Raw genomic sequence first — 16,220 nt, 5'->3', positions numbered from 1 at the left:
AGTTTTACGTTTTCCTTAGTTGTTCAACGGGTCATCTAAGGTTTTGCAAAAATAAAGATAGTGATCTTCCTCAGTTTGCAACCTTTGTTACAATCAAATTATTTTTAAAAATGAAAATCCATACAGAAGACCATCTTTTGTTTACCTATTGAGAAATCCGTTTAAAGTAGTAATTATTCAGCCAGTTTTTATATACCGGATCCAGAAACTCAATCTTCCCACCATCAATATCAATTATCTCCTTCTGTTGCAGCGCATATTTGATTTTAAGCACATTTGCTGAGGTACCCAGCCTGTATTTCTCCAACATCTCCCGAGAACTGAACTTTTGGGACTCATCCCCCAATGCCGCAAGAAAATTCACTTGTTTAGGGCTCAGGCTATCCGTCAGGTTCTGAAACAGCATACTCAACTGCAAGGTCAGGGATTCAAAAGCTTCAACAATAATTTTGTTGGTACAGGATTTACCACTTCTCAGCCACGACAATTGCGCCAATTGCTGAACATAGTAGGGATGATTTTCCACCATACTGCTTATCATTACCGCCTGTTGCTCTGTAATTTTTTTGCCTGTTTGTGCAAAACGATCCACTAAAAATTTCTTCCAATCATTCTCACTTATTTTCTGAAGAAAAATAATGTCACCGAACTTATAAAAAGGCATAGATACAGCAGTAAATACATGCATCATCATACTTCTTTTACTTCCGTACAAGCAATAGGTCACGTGACGCTGTGTTTGAAACGCTGCTCTCAGTTTTCTCTGAAAAGCCTTTGTTTCCTTAAAGTCTGCTATTTGCTGAAACTCATCAATACACAAGATCAGATGCACTTTCTTAGCCGCTGCTATATTCTCTGCCAAATTCAGGATTTCGTCAGGACTTTTCATCAACTCTTTATAATTCAGACTCAGGCTAAATTCATTATTGGGTTCAGGACTATAAGTTACCGAGGGTATAAACCGGCTGATAAACTTTCGGGTAAACGACAGACGTTCTTCCCATTTTGAAGAAGTAGATTTTATAACTTCCTGAGCCAGATACCGGTAAAACTCCTCCTCTGAACGGGTATTGTATAAATCAAGAAAACAAAAAACAAGATTGCTCTTCTTTTTTCCTGCTTCTTCCGCTGCCTTTTTCACCAACGAAGATTTACCCCATCTCCTGGGTGAAATGATAATCGTATTTACCCCACCCTGAAAATTCTGATTTAAACGGAAAAGCTCCTGGTTCCGGTTGGTGAACTCCGAACCAAATGCCAATTTACCAAAAATAAATGGTGTAATCATGGATCATTTCTACAGTTGCAAATTTACAACAATTAGCAAAGTTACTGAAGAATAAGTTATCATTTTGTAAGTTACTTTATGGTAAGTTACCTTTTTGTAAGTTACTATATGGTAACCAATAATGAGATGCCATTTTTAGTTGTTAACCAATTGTTTATAAATTTAACAGCGAATTGATTTCAATGAAAAAGCAGCATAGGATTTGAATATATACCAGGGTTTTCCTTGTCAATACTGCAACATTTTGCAGAAAAAGGAAAAAATAAGATACAGGCCAATTCCTGGTCAAGGCCCGGAAAAATTGCAATAAAGCATTTGCTCCACTATTTATTCTGTACAAATTCGGGAGTTAAATATTTAAAAAACAGGAAGTCTATCCCACTTTTGAGCAGATCAACATTACTGTTTTTGAATAAAATAACTTTTAATGAAGGCATAAATAAGCCCTCTATATCAAAATAGAATTAAATTTGAGCCAATCTATGGGCGCAACGTCATTACTTATACTTACTCTTGCGGCAATAGCCTTCTCTGCAGGTGGAATTCTTGTTTCAAAATTTTTTGTGAAAGGATCTGTAAATCCCCGAAAAGGGCAACCCTATGAATGCGGTGTTCCAACTACAGGACAAACATGGCTTCAATTTCAGGTGGGATATTACCTCTTTGCTTTGATATTCCTGATTTTTGATGTGGAATTAGTATTTCTCTACCCCTGGGCAACAGTAGTAAAAGAGATTGGATGGATGGCATTCGTGGATATTCTCATCTTCTTCTTCATTCTCTTTCTGGGATTTCTGTATGCCCATAAAAAAGGAGCATTAAAATGGATGTAAAACAAAATACTGCCAATTTCCCGGGAACCATACATGAGGTGCCCGGAGGAGGTGTTGTATTGAGTACACTTGACGATGTCATCAATTGGGCTCGCTCGAATTCCCTATGGCCTTTGACCTTTGCTACCAGTTGTTGTGGGATCGAAATGATGTCAGTGGCAGGTGCTAAATACGATTTCTCCCGCTTTGGTTTCGAAGTGGCGAGAGCAACACCGCGTCAGGCAGATGTGATCATCATTGCCGGAACAATTGTTAACAAGATGGCACCTGTACTGAGGCGACTCTATGATCAGATGGCCGACCCGAAATATGTGATTGCCATGGGTGCTTGTGCGATAAGCGGAGGTCCTTTTTTCTATAACACATATTCCGTAGTTAAAGGCGCGGATCATGTGATCCCTGTGGATGTGTATGTAGCTGGATGTCCTCCACGACCCGAAGCACTCCTTCATGCATTGATCGCTCTTCAGGAAAAAATAAAAAGTGGTATGACCCGTGAACAAATCAGAGAGGAGAAACCGCAATAAGCAATGTGCCGGAAATGACAACAGAGGAATTGAAAATAATAATGGAAGAACTGCTGCCCGGTGCATCTTTTGAAGAAGGTACCGAGTGGCTTACACTAAATACCGGACCGGAAGGATTCAAAAATTTTGCACTGCAGCTTAGAAACCGGGAAGATATCCTTTTCGATTACCTCTTTTGCATGACGGCTGTTGACTGGAAAACCCATTTCTCGATGGTGTATCATTTTTCGTCTACAGTATTCCGTCATACGTTGGTGGTAAAAGTAAAATTGGATAAAAACGAACCTGCTGTGGATACCCTCTCCGCTATCTGGAGAACTGCGGAGATGCATGAACGTGAGGCCTATGATTTGATGGGCATTGTCTTCACCGATCATCCTGACCTGAGGAGACTGTTTTTAACTCCAGACCACGAAGGATACCCCCTGCGAAAAGACTATGAGGACCCTGTTAATATGATTAAACTCTGATTATGCTCGAAGAAATCGGCACCAACGACCAGGGTGATATGATCATCAATGTCGGACCTCAACATCCATCCACACATGGTGTATTGCATTTGGTCATTACCTTGCATGGTGAAACCATTAAAAAAGTTGAACCACATCTCGGTTATATACATCGCTCCATAGAAAAAATGTGCGAGAGTTTATCCTACAGACAATTTATTTATGTTACCAGTCGTATGGATTATCTCTCCTCTCACATTAACAATCATGCCTGTGCGATTTGTGTAGAAAAAGGATTACAATTGGAAATCCCTGCACGAGCTCAGGTGATCCGTGTGTTGATGGATGAACTCACCCGCCTGGCTTCACACTTACTATGGTGGGGCGCACTCGCCATGGATCTTGGAGCCTTTACTCCCTTCTTTTATTCGTTCCGTGAGCGGGAGATGATCAATGAGATCATGGAAGACACCTGCGGAGCGAGATTAACGATGAATTATATTGTTCCCGGCGGACTCATGATGGACCTCCACCCGGATTTCCAACGTAAGGTGAAAGAATTTCTTCGGCTTTTCCGTTCTAAAATTCACGAGTATGATGAGTTGGTAACCGGAAATATAATTTTTCAAAGCCGCACTAAAAATGTAGGAGTAATTTCAAAAGAAGATGCAATTTCCTATGGCTGCAGTGGACCAACAGCCAGAGGGAGCGGCGTCAGTTGTGATATACGCAAACTTTATCCCTATGAAGTTTATGACACCTTGCAATTTGATGAAGTAGTAGAACATGGTGGGGATTCCTTTGCGAGATATAAAGTAAGAATCGGTGAAATGATTCAAAGTATGCATATTATTGACCAGTTAATTGATAATATTCCCGAAGGTGAAATACAGGCAAAGACTAAAGCGGTATTGAAATTACCTAAGGGGGACTTCTACAGCAGAGTGGAAACAGCACGTGGAGAGTTAGGCGTTTACATTATCAGCGAAGGTGGAACTACACCTTACCGCATCAAATTCAGATCACCCGGATTCTCTAATCTAAGCGCCCTTGATCATATGGTGCGCGGAGGAAAAATTGGTGACCTGATGGCTACGATGGGAACGTTAGATCTGGTAATACCGGATATTGATCGTTGAAAAGGTTTAATGTTCAATGTTTAAGGTTTAAAGTTCAATGTTTAAAGTTCAATGTTCAAGGTTTACCATGAAGCGTATCGCTTTTCGCGATTCTGCTTCATGGTTTAAGGTTATAGAATAGGATAGAATGTGATTTAATTTTCAAATGGGATTATTTAGAATTGATTTAGCAGGTGAACATAAAATGGATGGGAGTAGAGGGATGACGAGGGTTGGAAAATAAAATTAAAGATGGAATGATAAGTCTTGAAAATATAACACAAGGATTGCAAGGTTGGTTGCAGACAACATTGGGAGAGCCGTGGGCATTCCTTATTGTTTGCGTTATCGTGGGAATTGCAGCCATTACTCTTTTTGCAGTGTTGGGACTGGCATTGGTGTATATGGAAAGGAAAGTGGCGGCGCTTATGCAGATACGAATCGGACCTAACCGTGTGGGACCAAAAGGAATTTTCCAGACGAGTGCGGATACGTTGAAGTTAGTAATGAAGGAAGGACTCACACCCGATGGTGCGGATAAATTTCTTTTCAATCTTGCGCCCTTCATGGTAATGATTGCCGCCATGCTTATTTTGGCTCCTATTGGTTTCGCCCGAAATTTTCAAATCTGGGATCTGAATATTGGTGTCTTATATGTCGCTGCAATTTCTTCAGTAGCTGTCATCGGTATTTTAATGGCCGGTTGGTCCAGTAATAATAAATATTCGCTACTCGGTGCTATGAGAAGTGCTGCGCAGATTGTAAGCTATGAACTTTCTGCCGGATTATCCATTCTTGCTATCGTAGTACTCACCGGTAGTCTAAAAATAAGTGATATCATTTACTCTCAGGAAAATGGCTGGTGGATCATTAAAGGTCATATTCCTGCCATCATTGCCTTTATTATTTTCCTCATTGCAGTAACAGCTGAAACCAATCGCGCACCCTTCGATCTGGCTGAAGCAGAATCGGAGTTAACAGCAGGATTTCACACGGAGTATTCCGGTATGCGGTTCGCGCTCTTTTTCCTCGCCGAGTACATCAATATTTTTATCGGATGTGCAATTGGTGCTACGCTCTTCTTAGGAGGATGGATGCCCTTTCACATTGGGAATTGGGAGGGATTCAATCAGGTGATGGATTATATTCCTTCTTCGCTCTGGTTCCTTGGCAAAACGATGTTTCTGATATTCCTGATCATGTGGTTTCGATGGACCTTCCCCGTCTCCGTGTGGATCAGTTACTGAATCTGGAATGGAAATACCTGCTTCCCATCAGCATGGTAAATCTATTGCTTGTTACACTAATTGCAATCATGGGATGGCATTTATAAATCAATAATTAAAAGAAGAAATGTTTCTTACAGATTATATAAAAACAGTTGTGAGTACCCTGGGCTCCCTGCTAAAAGGCATGAAGCTGACAGGTTACTATTTTACCCATCCTAAGGAAATTATTACAGAGCAGTATCCTGAAGTAAAACCTGTACTGGCGGAGCGATTCAAGGGAGAGGTGATTATGCCACACAATGAAAACAACGAACATCGTTGCACCGGCTGCACGGCCTGTGAGTTGGCTTGTCCGAATGGTACGATAAAAATTGTGACGAAAAGCGAAGTCAATGCTGAAGGAAAAAAGAAAAAGGCAATTGACACTTTTGTTTACCGACTCGAACTTTGTACGATGTGTAATCTTTGCATTATTTCCTGCCCATCCGACGCCATCATCATGTCAAACGCTTTCGAGCATAGTGTATATGATCGCCGGCAATTCACGAAAGTCCTGAATAAGCCCGGCTCTAAAATTATGGAGGGTGTAGAATGATGAATATGTCCGCCATTGCTTTCTATTGTATCTCCGCATTTATTCTGATGACGGGGCTGCTTGCCGTTACCAATTCCAATTTGTTTCGTTCGGCAATTAGTTTGCTTTTTTCACTCATCGGAATCGCAGCGCTCTACTTCTGGATGGAGGTGGAATTTGCCGCTGCCGTACAGATTATTGTTTATGTGGGTGGCATTGTCGTACTTATTATATTCTCCATTTTTCTCACCAGCGAAGAAGGCAATCATATGCCATCCCCCTTTACCAGAAGATCGGTATTTGGGGCATTGGCCGGGCTGGCCGGTGCAGCATATACTTGTTTGCTCATAGCGGAGAACAGCTGGAAGGCGGGAGATGGTTCAACATTTGATCCTTCTGTCAGAAAAATAGGCTTTCTACTTGTAGACAATTCGCCGGAAAGCTATGTATTGCCCTTTGAAGTGGTGAGCATATTATTGCTTGCCGCGATGATAGGATGTATTGTCATTGCCATAAAATCAAGACCTGAAGAAAAATGAGCGCTGTCCCTTTAACACATATCATTTGCATGAGTTCCATACTTTTCTTTATCGGAGCTTACGGATTCCTCACCCGCAGGAATATGATCGCCATGCTTATCTCTTTAGAATTAATGCTGAACAGCGTAAACATAAATTTCATTGCTTTCAACAAATACCTGTTCCCGGATAATATCGATGGACTGGGATTTACCATCTTCATCATAGCCATTGCTGCTGCAGAAGCTGCTGTAGCTATTGCCATAATTATTAATCTGTATAGGAATACCCGTTCCATTGATGCCGAAAAAGCAAACGAATTGAAATATTGATTATCCATCCCGAGCGAATGAACCTACCGATGAATTTACTTCTGATACCCTTACTTCCGCTGTTCACCTTTTTACTGTTGGGCATCTTTGGAAGGAAATATCTTAGCCATATAGCCGGAATTATTGGCACGACGTCCCTTTTCATTTCATCCCTGCTTTCTCTGCAAACGGCCTATAACTATTTTGCTCATCCTATCGGAGATGCATATACGCAAATCGTTGCCTGGAAGATGACATGGCTCCCCTTTTCACCCGGAGTATCTATTGACATAGGAATACTACTTGACCCGATTTCTGTGATGATGCTTGTGGTAGTGACGCTGGTATCCCTGATGGTGCATATTTATAGTCTGGGGTATATGAAAGGGGAGGATCGCTTTGCCACTTACTATTCCTTTCTTTCCTTATTTACCTTTTCGATGCTTGGCCTTGTGGTATCCGTTAATATTTTCCAGATTTATATGTTTTGGGAATTAGTAGGTGTTTCTTCCTTCCTGCTCATTGGCTATTACTTCGACAAACCCTCGGCCGTTGCTGCATCCAAAAAAGCATTTATTGTTACCCGCTTTGCTGATCTGGGCTTTCTTATCGGTATACTGGCGCTTTCTTATCATGCTCACACACTCGACTTTCCAACGCTTATCGAACGCCTCACCACCTATGATTCACCCTGGCTCAACTCCGCGATCACCTCCTCCTTTTTAGGATTAAGTGCACTCACGTGGGGTCTTGTTCTTGTATTTATCGGCGGAGCGGGAAAAAGTGCAATGTTTCCGTTACATATTTGGTTGCCAGATGCGATGGAAGGTCCAACACCGGTATCCGCATTGATCCATGCCGCTACCATGGTGGTAGCAGGTGTTTTTCTGGTAGCAAGATTATTTCCTGTCTTTTCAATTTCATGTCCGGGTGCGCTGGAACTGGTCATGTGGGTAGGTGCGATATCCGCACTCTTTGCTGCCATCATTGCCTGTACCCAAACCGATATTAAACGGGTGCTGGCCTACTCCACCATGTCACAAATCGGTTATATGATGTTCTCGCTTGGCGTTTCCGGTTTTCATGGCGTTGATGGACTAGGTTATACTGCTTCCATGTTTCATCTGTTCACGCATGCCTTCTTCAAAGCACTTTTATTCCTTGGTGCCGGTGCTGTCATACACATGATTCATAGTAACGACATGAAGGATATGGGTGGACTTCGGAAATCTATGCCCGTTACTCAATTTACTTTTCTGATTGCCTGTTTGGCCATTTCAGGTATTCCTCCCTTTGCCGGTTTCTTCAGTAAAGAAGAAATACTCACTGCAGCCCGGAACAGCAACATGTTAGTTTATTATATCGCATTACTAACGGCAGGTATTACCGCATTTTACATGTTCAGACTGTACTTCAATATCTTCTGGTCGAAGGAACCGACGAATGCTCATCACGACAGCCATGACCACGGCGAAGGAACACTTTCCATGAAAATACCATTGCTGATTTTAAGTGCCGGAGCGATTGGTGCCGGATTTATTCCATTTGGCAATTATGTATCAGCTGATGGACATCATTTACATATACCCTTTGAAATCACTTCCGCCATCCTTCCTGTTGTTGTCGCGCTCACGGGAATCGGCATTGCCTACTTTCTCTACTTTAAAAAGAATGAAAAACCGGATCAAATTGCTACGTCGCTCAGCGGACTATATACCACGGCTTACCGAAAATTCTATATCGACGAAGTCTACCTGTTCGTCACTAAAAAAATTATCTTCCCACTCATCGGACAACCGGCCGCGTGGATTGACAAGACTATTGTAGACGGAACCATGAACGGATTGGCCACTGCTGTAGTTTGGAAATCCAATCTTATCAAAGGAATTCAATCGGGTAAAATACAGGATTATGCACTTTACTTTTACGCGGGCATATTCGGATTAGCTGTATTGGCCATCTATCTCTCCATCTAAACACTCATGAACCTCCATCTACTTCTCCTCCTTCCGGCACTTACGGCTTTAGCAACGCTCATCTCCAAAGAGCTAAAGACGGTTCGGATGATTGCATTTATAGGATCGGCCATCCAACTTGTATTGAGTTTTATTTTGCTGGCAAGTTTCACCGCTGAAAGAGCAGCCGGAAATACTGCTCCTATGCTCTTCTACTCCACATATTCCTGGTTTCCACAACTCGGGATTGCCTATACAACGGGCGTTGATGGAATTTCTGTGGCAATGATATTACTGGCAGCTGTGGTGGTGGTGTCCGGTGTTCTGGTATCCTGGAAGATGCAAAAACTTTCACGGGAATTCTTCTTCCTGCTCATGTTACTCAGTGCCGGTGCATATGGATTTTTTATATCGCTGGATTTGTTTACCCTTTTCTTCTTTCTGGAAATTGCTGTAATTCCCAAATTTCTGTTGATTGGTGTTTGGGGTAGCGGCAAAAAAGAATACAGTGCAATGAAACTGGCGTTGATGCTGATGGCAGGATCTGCTTTTGTCTTCCTTGGGTTGCTGGGCATGTATTTCAATAGTGCTGATGCATCAGGACATTATACTTTTGACTTACTCGAACTATCGGCAAGGCCTATCCCCTTATCAGCGCAAATGATTTTCTTCCCGCTGGCTTTTGTTGGTTTTGGAATTTTTGGCGCCTTGTTCCCCTTCCATACCTGGGTTCCTGACGGACATAGTTCGGCGCCAACAGCAGCGTCGATGTTCCTCGCAGGTATTTCGATGAAACTGGGAGGATATGGTTGCCTGCGTGTAGCCACTTATCTCATGCCTGAAGCCGCTCATGAATATGCTCCTTTGATTATCCTGTTATCCGCTATTGCAATTATTTATGGTGCTTTTGCCACAATGATGCAGACAGATCTCAAATATATCAACGCGTACTCCTCTGTAAGCCATTGCGGATTTGTATTGCTGGGCATCGGTATGCTTAATGAAACTGCCATTACCGGAGCGGTGATGCAAATGGTATCACATGGTCTGATGACAGCCCTTTTCTTCGCCGCCATTGGAATGATTTACGAACGCACGCATACCCGCATGGTGGCACAGCTGGGCGGATTGCTGAAAGTAATGCCGTTTATCTCTTCCATCTTCGTTATTGCGGGACTCTGTTCACTCGGCTTACCCGGCTTCAGTGGATTTGTATCAGAGATGACCATATTCATGGGTGCCTGGCAACATGCAGATCTTTGGTACCGCGCCGCTACCATTGCCTCCTGCGCCTCCATTGTAGTAACGGCGGTGTATATACTAAGAGCAGCAGGAAAAGCCATAATGGGACCAATCGCCGATGAACATCATCTTCATCTTGGTGATGCCGCATGGAACGAAAAGCTGGCAGCAGTATTACTCCTGAGCGGAATTGTTGTCATTGGTATTGCCCCCTTCTGGCTGACTCAACTTATCACACCCGGCGTAAACGGAATCATGACCAACATTGGTCGCACCTTATCATTTTAAGCACGAGCATATGATCTATGAATTTCTTCTATTAATGAAACATGAGCTCCTGCTCTGCGGGTTGCTTTTTGCCGTGCTCATTTTAAAAATAAGCGAAAGCAATGACCAGAATAGAAACTGGACGCTCATCATAAATGTATTGCTCACTTTGAATTTTGTAGCAGGATTCTTTTTCAATAGCAGCGGTGAACTCTTCAATGGCATGTTTAAAACGAATGACCTGCTACAATTAGAAAAGAACATTCTGAACCTGGGACTATTAATTGTGTCGCTACAGGCCTACCCCTGGATAAAAACACACAGACACCTTCCTGAGTTCTATATGTTGATCCTTTCTACCTTAACCGGGATGTTTTTTATGATTTCATCAGGACATATGCTACTCTTTTACATCGGCCTGGAGTTATCTACAATTCCAATGGCAGCATTGGCAAACTTCAATCTTAACAAAAGACAATCATCGGAAGCCGGCATGAAAATGATCATGTCGTCTGCTTTCAGTTCTGCATTGCTGCTGATGGGAATATCACTCCTTTATGGTACCACAGGTGCATTATCCTTTTCTGAAATCAGTACTTCATTAACCGGCTCACCCTTACAACTCTTTTCCTTTGTTCTATTGTTCACGGGCTTTGCTTTCAAACTATCGGTTGTTCCCTTTCATTTCTGGACGGCTGATGTTTATGAAGGGGCTCCAATACCTGTTACCGCTTACTTGTCGGTTGTTTCAAAATCTGCAGTTGCCTTCGTATTTGTATCCGTCCTTTATCATGTATTCGGTGGACTGTCAACCACCTGGTATTTTCTTTTGTTTCTCACCGCAGTGCTTACGATAGGCATCGGAAATCTATTCGCTATACGACAGCAAAACATAAAACGATTTCTTGCATTTTCTTCCATTGCACAAGTAGGATTCATCCTTATTGGTATTTCTGCGGGATCACAGGAAGGCGAAGCTTCAGTCATCTATTTCCTGCTCATCTATCTCTTCTCCAACTTAGGTGCATTTGGTGTGGCCAATATCATCAGTACCGCCACCGGAAAAGAAAATATCGATGACTATAAAGGTCTCTATAAAACAAATCCTGCACTGAGCTGGATATTGACTATATCACTTTTCTCACTCGCAGGCGTTCCACCTACTGCAGGCTTCTTTGGAAAATTATTTCTACTTACTGCAGGGGCATCTACCGGCAATTACATCCTTGCCGGCTTTGCTTCTATCAACATGGTGATCTCCATGTATTATTATCTGCGCATAGTAAAGGCGATGTTCATGGATCCAAACGAAACACCTATTGCTTCTTTGACAATGAACAGAGTTCCGGGTATAGCATTGGTGATTTGTCTGGTTGGAATACTGATCACAGGATTCTACGGAGGCATATACAGTTTTATACATACGCTGAGCAGCGGCATCTGAAAAAAAAATATCAACCATGGCCATCAATAAAAATCACGAATTTGAAGAATTAGACGGCGTGAAATGCTGTATTGTTGAAAGAGCAGTAACTCCGGACCGTGCTCAGTTTTTAAAAACTCTTTTAGAAGGAAACGGGTATACGGTAGTCGTTAGTGGAATTATTCCAAAAGCTGCACCTGTGCCTCCTCCTGCTGATGGCGAAACCCCTGCACCACCATCACCTCCTCCTGCACCCACCCAATTTACAGTGGGCGTAACAGATATGACCTTTAATACCATCAATGCCATTTTTGGAAGATTGTTACGCACAAAAGAAGGGCATGTCGTTACCCTTGCCTACTGGAAGCAAAACGAAATCATTTCCAATGATGAAGTACCCTATTTTGAATTTAATAAGTGATTATTTTGCCCTTTGCTCCTAGCCTCTTGCTACTGGCTGCTCGCTGGATTATGTAATGAATTAATTCTCTGAATTATTTTAGACTCTATATGCTGCCGATTTGTCTTTAGCTTTTTGAAAGTAATATGAGGAGACTTTCAATTCTCAAAAACATTCTGAACTAAAAATTTTACTCAAAAAATAAGCTAGCAGGTAGAATTCGCGAGGCTACATTTCTCCGGGAGGCCCCCCTCGCGATGGGGAACGGCGACTCCCCAAAGGTGGCAAGTAGCCGGTAGCCGGTAGCTCGAAGCCGGTAGCCGCGAGGCTCTATTTCCTATTGGAGATTTCGCTCGCGATGAGGAGCGTCGTTCCCCACCGGTAGCCAGAAGCAAATCGTTACAAATTTCGAAGTGTCAATAATTTTTCCCAGTGACTGTCGATTTCATGCTCTTCACGATGCAGAAAATCCTCTGCTCTTGCCGGATTGTTCGTGCGTATGACATCGAATCGTTGTTCTTTGTAAAGGAAATCCTCCACCGGTATTGATGCATCCTTGGAGTCCAGACTGAAACGTTCGCCTTTCGCTTTATGCGGATTATAACGGAAGAGCGGCCAGTATCCCGATTTCACCGCATTGATTTGATGTTCGGCACCTTTTGCCATATCATATCCATGTGCTATACAATGACTGTAGGCAATCACAATGGATGGGCCGGGAAAAGCTTCTGCCTCCAGCAATGTACGGACGGTATGCAGATCATTTGCTCCAATGGCAATCTGTGCCACATAGGCATTACCGTGAGCAATAGCCTGAAGAGCCAGATCTTTTTTAGAAGTTTGCTTTCCCTTTATCGCAAACTTCGCGCTGGCACCCATTGGTGAAGCCTTGGATTTTTGGCCACCGGTATTCGAATAGACCTCTGTATCCAATACAAGAATATTTACTTTTTCTCCTGTCGACAAAACATGATCCAGACCGCTGAAGCCAATATCATAGGCCCATCCGTCTCCCCCGATTATCCACACTGATTTATCAGAGAGGAAATCGGTCAGTTGCAGTAGTTCCTTTGCATGAGGATGGTCCAGTGTACGCAGCACTTCCCTGAGTTTTGTAATTTGCTTTCGTCTGTTTTTAAAATCACCTTCCGATGTCTCGGGCGATGTAAGTATTTCTTCTGCTAATTCAGGACCTACTAAATTCTTAATCCGATGCAACAACTGTGTGGCATTTTCTTTCTTCTTATCGGTAGCCAACTTCAACCCCAAACCAAATTCAGCATTATCTTCGAAAAGAGAATTCGCCCAAGCCGGCCCGTGTCCTTCTTTATTCGTAGTCCATGGTGTTGTTGGAAGATTCCCGCCAAAAATCGAAGAGCATCCCGTCGCATTTGCCACTATCATTCTGTCGCCAAAGAGCTGTGTTAACAATTTAATATAGGGTGTTTCTCCACAGCCCGAACAGGCACCGGAGAATTCAAATAAGGGTTCATAAAACTGAGTACCCTTTACGGTATTACGATTCACTCTTTCACGATCCAGGTCAGGGAGTCCGAGGAAGAAATCCCAGTTCTGCTGCTCTTGTTCTCTGAGTGGCAATTGGTCCATCATATTAATGGCCTTATGACCCTTTTCCGTTTTACTTTCTATTGGACATACTTCCACACAAAGATTACATCCGGTACAATCCTCCACCGCTACCTGCAGCGTATACACCTCACTTTCTCTGTCGAATTCCTTACCGACCGGCGCGGTAAACTTAAAGTTTGATGGAGCTTTATCTACTTCTGATTTATCATACACTTTACAACGTATGGCTGCATGCGGACAAATGATAAAACACTTTCCGCATTGCGAACAGAGGTCAGCATCCCAAACGGGAACTTTATCGGCAATATTTCTTTTTTCGTATTGCGTTGTACCGGATGGATAGGTACCGTCAACAGGAAAAGCGGAAACGGGAAGATGATCTCCTTCGCCTGCCAGAATTGCACCTAAAACATTCTTCACAAATAAAGGAGCCTGATCAGCAACAAGTGCTTCCGGCTTTAATTCTCCAATTTTCATTTTAGAATAATCAATCTGATGCAGATGTGCCAGTGCTTCATCCACCGCATGGTAGTTCTTTTGAACAGCGGCTTCTCCTTTTCGGGAATACGATTTATAAATGGCTTCCTTAATCTTAGAAATCGCCAGTTCCCGGGGAAGAACATTACTGATAGCGAAAAAACAAGTTTGAAGAATCGTGTTGATACGGGAACCCATCCCTGTTTCCCGGGCGACAGCGGATGCATTGATCACAAAGAATTTAAGTTCCTTTCTAATGATCTCTTCCTGAATGGTGTCGGGCAAACGATCCCAAACCTCATTCGTTTCAAATGGTGCATTCAGTAAAAAAGTTGCTCCCTTCTCGGCATATTTCAGTACATCATACTTTGTCAGGTATGAAAAATGATGACAAGCTACAAAGTTAGCGGATTGGATAAGATAAGTGGAACGAATAGGCTGCTCGCCAAAGCGGAGATGCGATACCGTTAGTGATCCTGACTTCTTGGAATCATACACGAAGTACCCCTGAACATACTGATCCGTACAATCACCAATAATCTTTATTGAATTTTTATTCGCACTCACTGTACCATCTGCCCCCAACCCGTAGAAGAGTCCACGGAACCGATGCTGTTCTTCGAGATTAAAATCTTCATCCCATAGCAAACTGGTATGGCTCACATCATCATGAATACCAATTGTAAAATGTTGTTTAGGTTGCGGCTTCTGTAATTCATCAAACACCGCTTTCACCATGCCGGGATTAAACTCCTTAGATGCAAGTCCATAACGGCCACCTATTACCGAAGGTTGAACTCCATGGAAGTCTTCACGAAGAGCAGCACAAACATCCATATATAACGGTTCACCGATAGCGCCACTTTCTTTGCAGCGATCAAGAACAGCAATATGCTTTACAGTAGAAGGAATGGCGTGAATGAAATCTTTCACTGAGAATGGACGATACAACTTCACGGCAAGTACACCTGTCCGACGACCCGTCTTATTTAAAAAATCTACTGTTTCACTTACGGCTCCTGTCCCGGAACCCATGATGATAATGATATCCTCTGCGTTTTTATCTCCATAATATTCAAAGAGATGATACTGACGTCCGGTCAGTTGGGCAAAACGATCCATGGTCGACTTTACGATTTCAGGTACTTGCTGATAAAAAAGATTGGAGGCTTCGCGACCCTGGAAGAAAACGTCCGGGTTTTGTGCGGTGCCACGGATAAAAGGATGTTCCGGATTTAATGCGCGATTACGGTGTGCACTGACATCGGCAGGATTTATAAGTGCGATCATCACTTCATCCGGAATCATGGCCACCTTATTCAATTCATGTGATGTTCGAAAGCCATCGAATATATTGAGAAAGGGAATGCGTGATTGTAAAGTTGAAGCCTGTGCAATCAATGCCATATCCATTGCTTCTTGTGGATTATTGCCAAAGAGCATAGAAAAGCCGGTAGAGCGTACTGCCATCACATCACTATGATCGCCAAAAATAGAAAGTGCATGTGTGGCCAGAGCACGCGCTGCAATTTGAAAAACTGCCGGAGTAAGTTCACCTGCAATTTTAAACATATTCGGGATCATCAATAATAATCCCTGAGAACAGGTAAATGTTGTACTCAACGCCCCGCCCTGCAATGAACCATGCAAAGTACCGGCGGCACCGGCTTCACTCTGCATTTCAATCACTGTGGGAATAGTTCCGAAAATATTTTTTATCCCGGAGGCGCTCCACTCATCTGCAAATTCACCCATCGCGGAGGAAGGGGTAATCGGATAGATGGCACAAATTTCGTTGGTGCGGTAAGCTACATAAGCTGCGGCTTCATTTCCGTCCTTGATTTCAAATTTCAATTGCGAATTTTCTTCTGCTTTTATTTGACCGGTATTGACGAGCGGTGTCTCCATAATCTTGTTATTAGATCGTATATCTTGAAGAGTGGAAATTAAAATTTAGTAATCAACTGCGGGGTGATTAAAATCAGCAAGTAACGGAATTGATATCAGTATGATCAGCTA

The 16,220-nt window shown here is 42.7% G+C and carries 13 protein-coding genes and 1 pseudogene; 12 read left to right on the top strand and 2 right to left on the bottom strand.

Annotation, left to right across the window (positions count from 1 at the left end; genetic code table 11):
• Positions 1-145: 145 nt before the first annotated feature.
• Positions 146-1,288, bottom strand: coding sequence for an ATP-binding protein (locus tag IPJ86_16930; protein MBK7888906.1), 1,143 nt, complete (start codon positions 1,286-1,288; stop codon positions 146-148).
• A gap of 482 nt (positions 1,289-1,770) precedes the next feature.
• Between IPJ86_16930 and IPJ86_16925 the strand changes: the two genes are divergently transcribed.
• The 12 genes and pseudogenes from IPJ86_16925 to IPJ86_16870 all read left to right on the top strand — a co-directional run bounded on the left by IPJ86_16925 (position 1,771) and on the right by IPJ86_16870 (position 12,155).
• Positions 1,771-2,121, top strand: a complete 351-nt coding sequence (locus IPJ86_16925; GenBank protein ID MBK7888905.1) for an NADH-quinone oxidoreductase subunit A — start codon at positions 1,771-1,773, stop codon at positions 2,119-2,121.
• Entirely contained in the window at positions 2,112-2,648 is a 537-nt protein-coding gene (locus tag IPJ86_16920) for an NADH-quinone oxidoreductase subunit B (protein MBK7888904.1), read from the top strand. The genes IPJ86_16925 and IPJ86_16920 overlap by 10 nt, the downstream gene beginning before the upstream one ends.
• 14 nt (positions 2,649-2,662) lie before the next feature.
• Entirely contained in the window at positions 2,663-3,118 is a 456-nt protein-coding gene (locus IPJ86_16915; GenBank protein MBK7888903.1) for an NADH-quinone oxidoreductase subunit C, read from the top strand.
• 2 nt (positions 3,119-3,120) lie between these two features.
• Entirely contained in the window at positions 3,121-4,236 is a 1,116-nt protein-coding gene (locus IPJ86_16910; protein MBK7888902.1) for an NADH-quinone oxidoreductase subunit D, read from the top strand.
• 236 nt (positions 4,237-4,472) lie between these two features.
• Positions 4,473-5,548, top strand: a pseudogene (gene nuoH / locus IPJ86_16905) (NADH-quinone oxidoreductase subunit NuoH).
• A 20-nt stretch (positions 5,549-5,568) separates the two neighbouring features.
• A complete protein-coding gene (locus IPJ86_16900) occupies positions 5,569-6,039 on the top strand; it encodes a 4Fe-4S binding protein (GenBank protein MBK7888901.1) in 471 nt (156 codons plus the stop codon).
• Positions 6,036-6,557, top strand: a complete 522-nt coding sequence (locus IPJ86_16895; GenBank protein ID MBK7888900.1) for an NADH-quinone oxidoreductase subunit J — start codon at positions 6,036-6,038, stop codon at positions 6,555-6,557. The genes IPJ86_16900 and IPJ86_16895 overlap by 4 nt, the downstream gene beginning before the upstream one ends.
• Positions 6,554-6,868, top strand: a complete 315-nt coding sequence (nuoK, locus tag IPJ86_16890; GenBank protein ID MBK7888899.1) for an NADH-quinone oxidoreductase subunit NuoK — start codon at positions 6,554-6,556, stop codon at positions 6,866-6,868. The genes IPJ86_16895 and nuoK overlap by 4 nt, the downstream gene beginning before the upstream one ends.
• 17 nt (positions 6,869-6,885) lie before the next feature.
• Positions 6,886-8,823, top strand: coding sequence for an NADH-quinone oxidoreductase subunit L (gene nuoL / locus IPJ86_16885; protein ID MBK7888898.1), 1,938 nt, complete (start codon positions 6,886-6,888; stop codon positions 8,821-8,823).
• 6 nt (positions 8,824-8,829) lie between these two features.
• Entirely contained in the window at positions 8,830-10,332 is a 1,503-nt protein-coding gene (locus IPJ86_16880; protein MBK7888897.1) for an NADH-quinone oxidoreductase subunit M, read from the top strand.
• A gap of 34 nt (positions 10,333-10,366) precedes the next feature.
• Entirely contained in the window at positions 10,367-11,755 is a 1,389-nt protein-coding gene (locus tag IPJ86_16875) for an NADH-quinone oxidoreductase subunit N (protein MBK7888896.1), read from the top strand.
• Positions 11,756-11,771: 16 nt separating this feature from the next.
• Positions 11,772-12,155 carry a hypothetical protein gene (locus tag IPJ86_16870; protein ID MBK7888895.1) on the top strand — a complete coding sequence of 128 codons (384 nt, stop codon included), beginning with the start codon at positions 11,772-11,774 and terminating at the stop codon, positions 12,153-12,155.
• Between the two features lie 378 nt (positions 12,156-12,533).
• Here the strand turns inward: IPJ86_16870 and nifJ are convergent, their stop codons facing one another.
• Positions 12,534-16,109, bottom strand: a complete 3,576-nt coding sequence (nifJ, locus tag IPJ86_16865) for a pyruvate:ferredoxin (flavodoxin) oxidoreductase (protein MBK7888894.1) — start codon at positions 16,107-16,109, stop codon at positions 12,534-12,536.
• Between the last annotated feature and the right edge of the window lie 111 nt (positions 16,110-16,220).

This window comes from Bacteroidota bacterium (assembly GCA_016713925.1).
In the GTDB taxonomy this organism is placed as follows: Bacteria; Bacteroidota; Bacteroidia; order AKYH767-A; family OLB10; genus JAJTFW01.
This window is presented reverse-complemented; position numbering and strand designations above follow the sequence as displayed.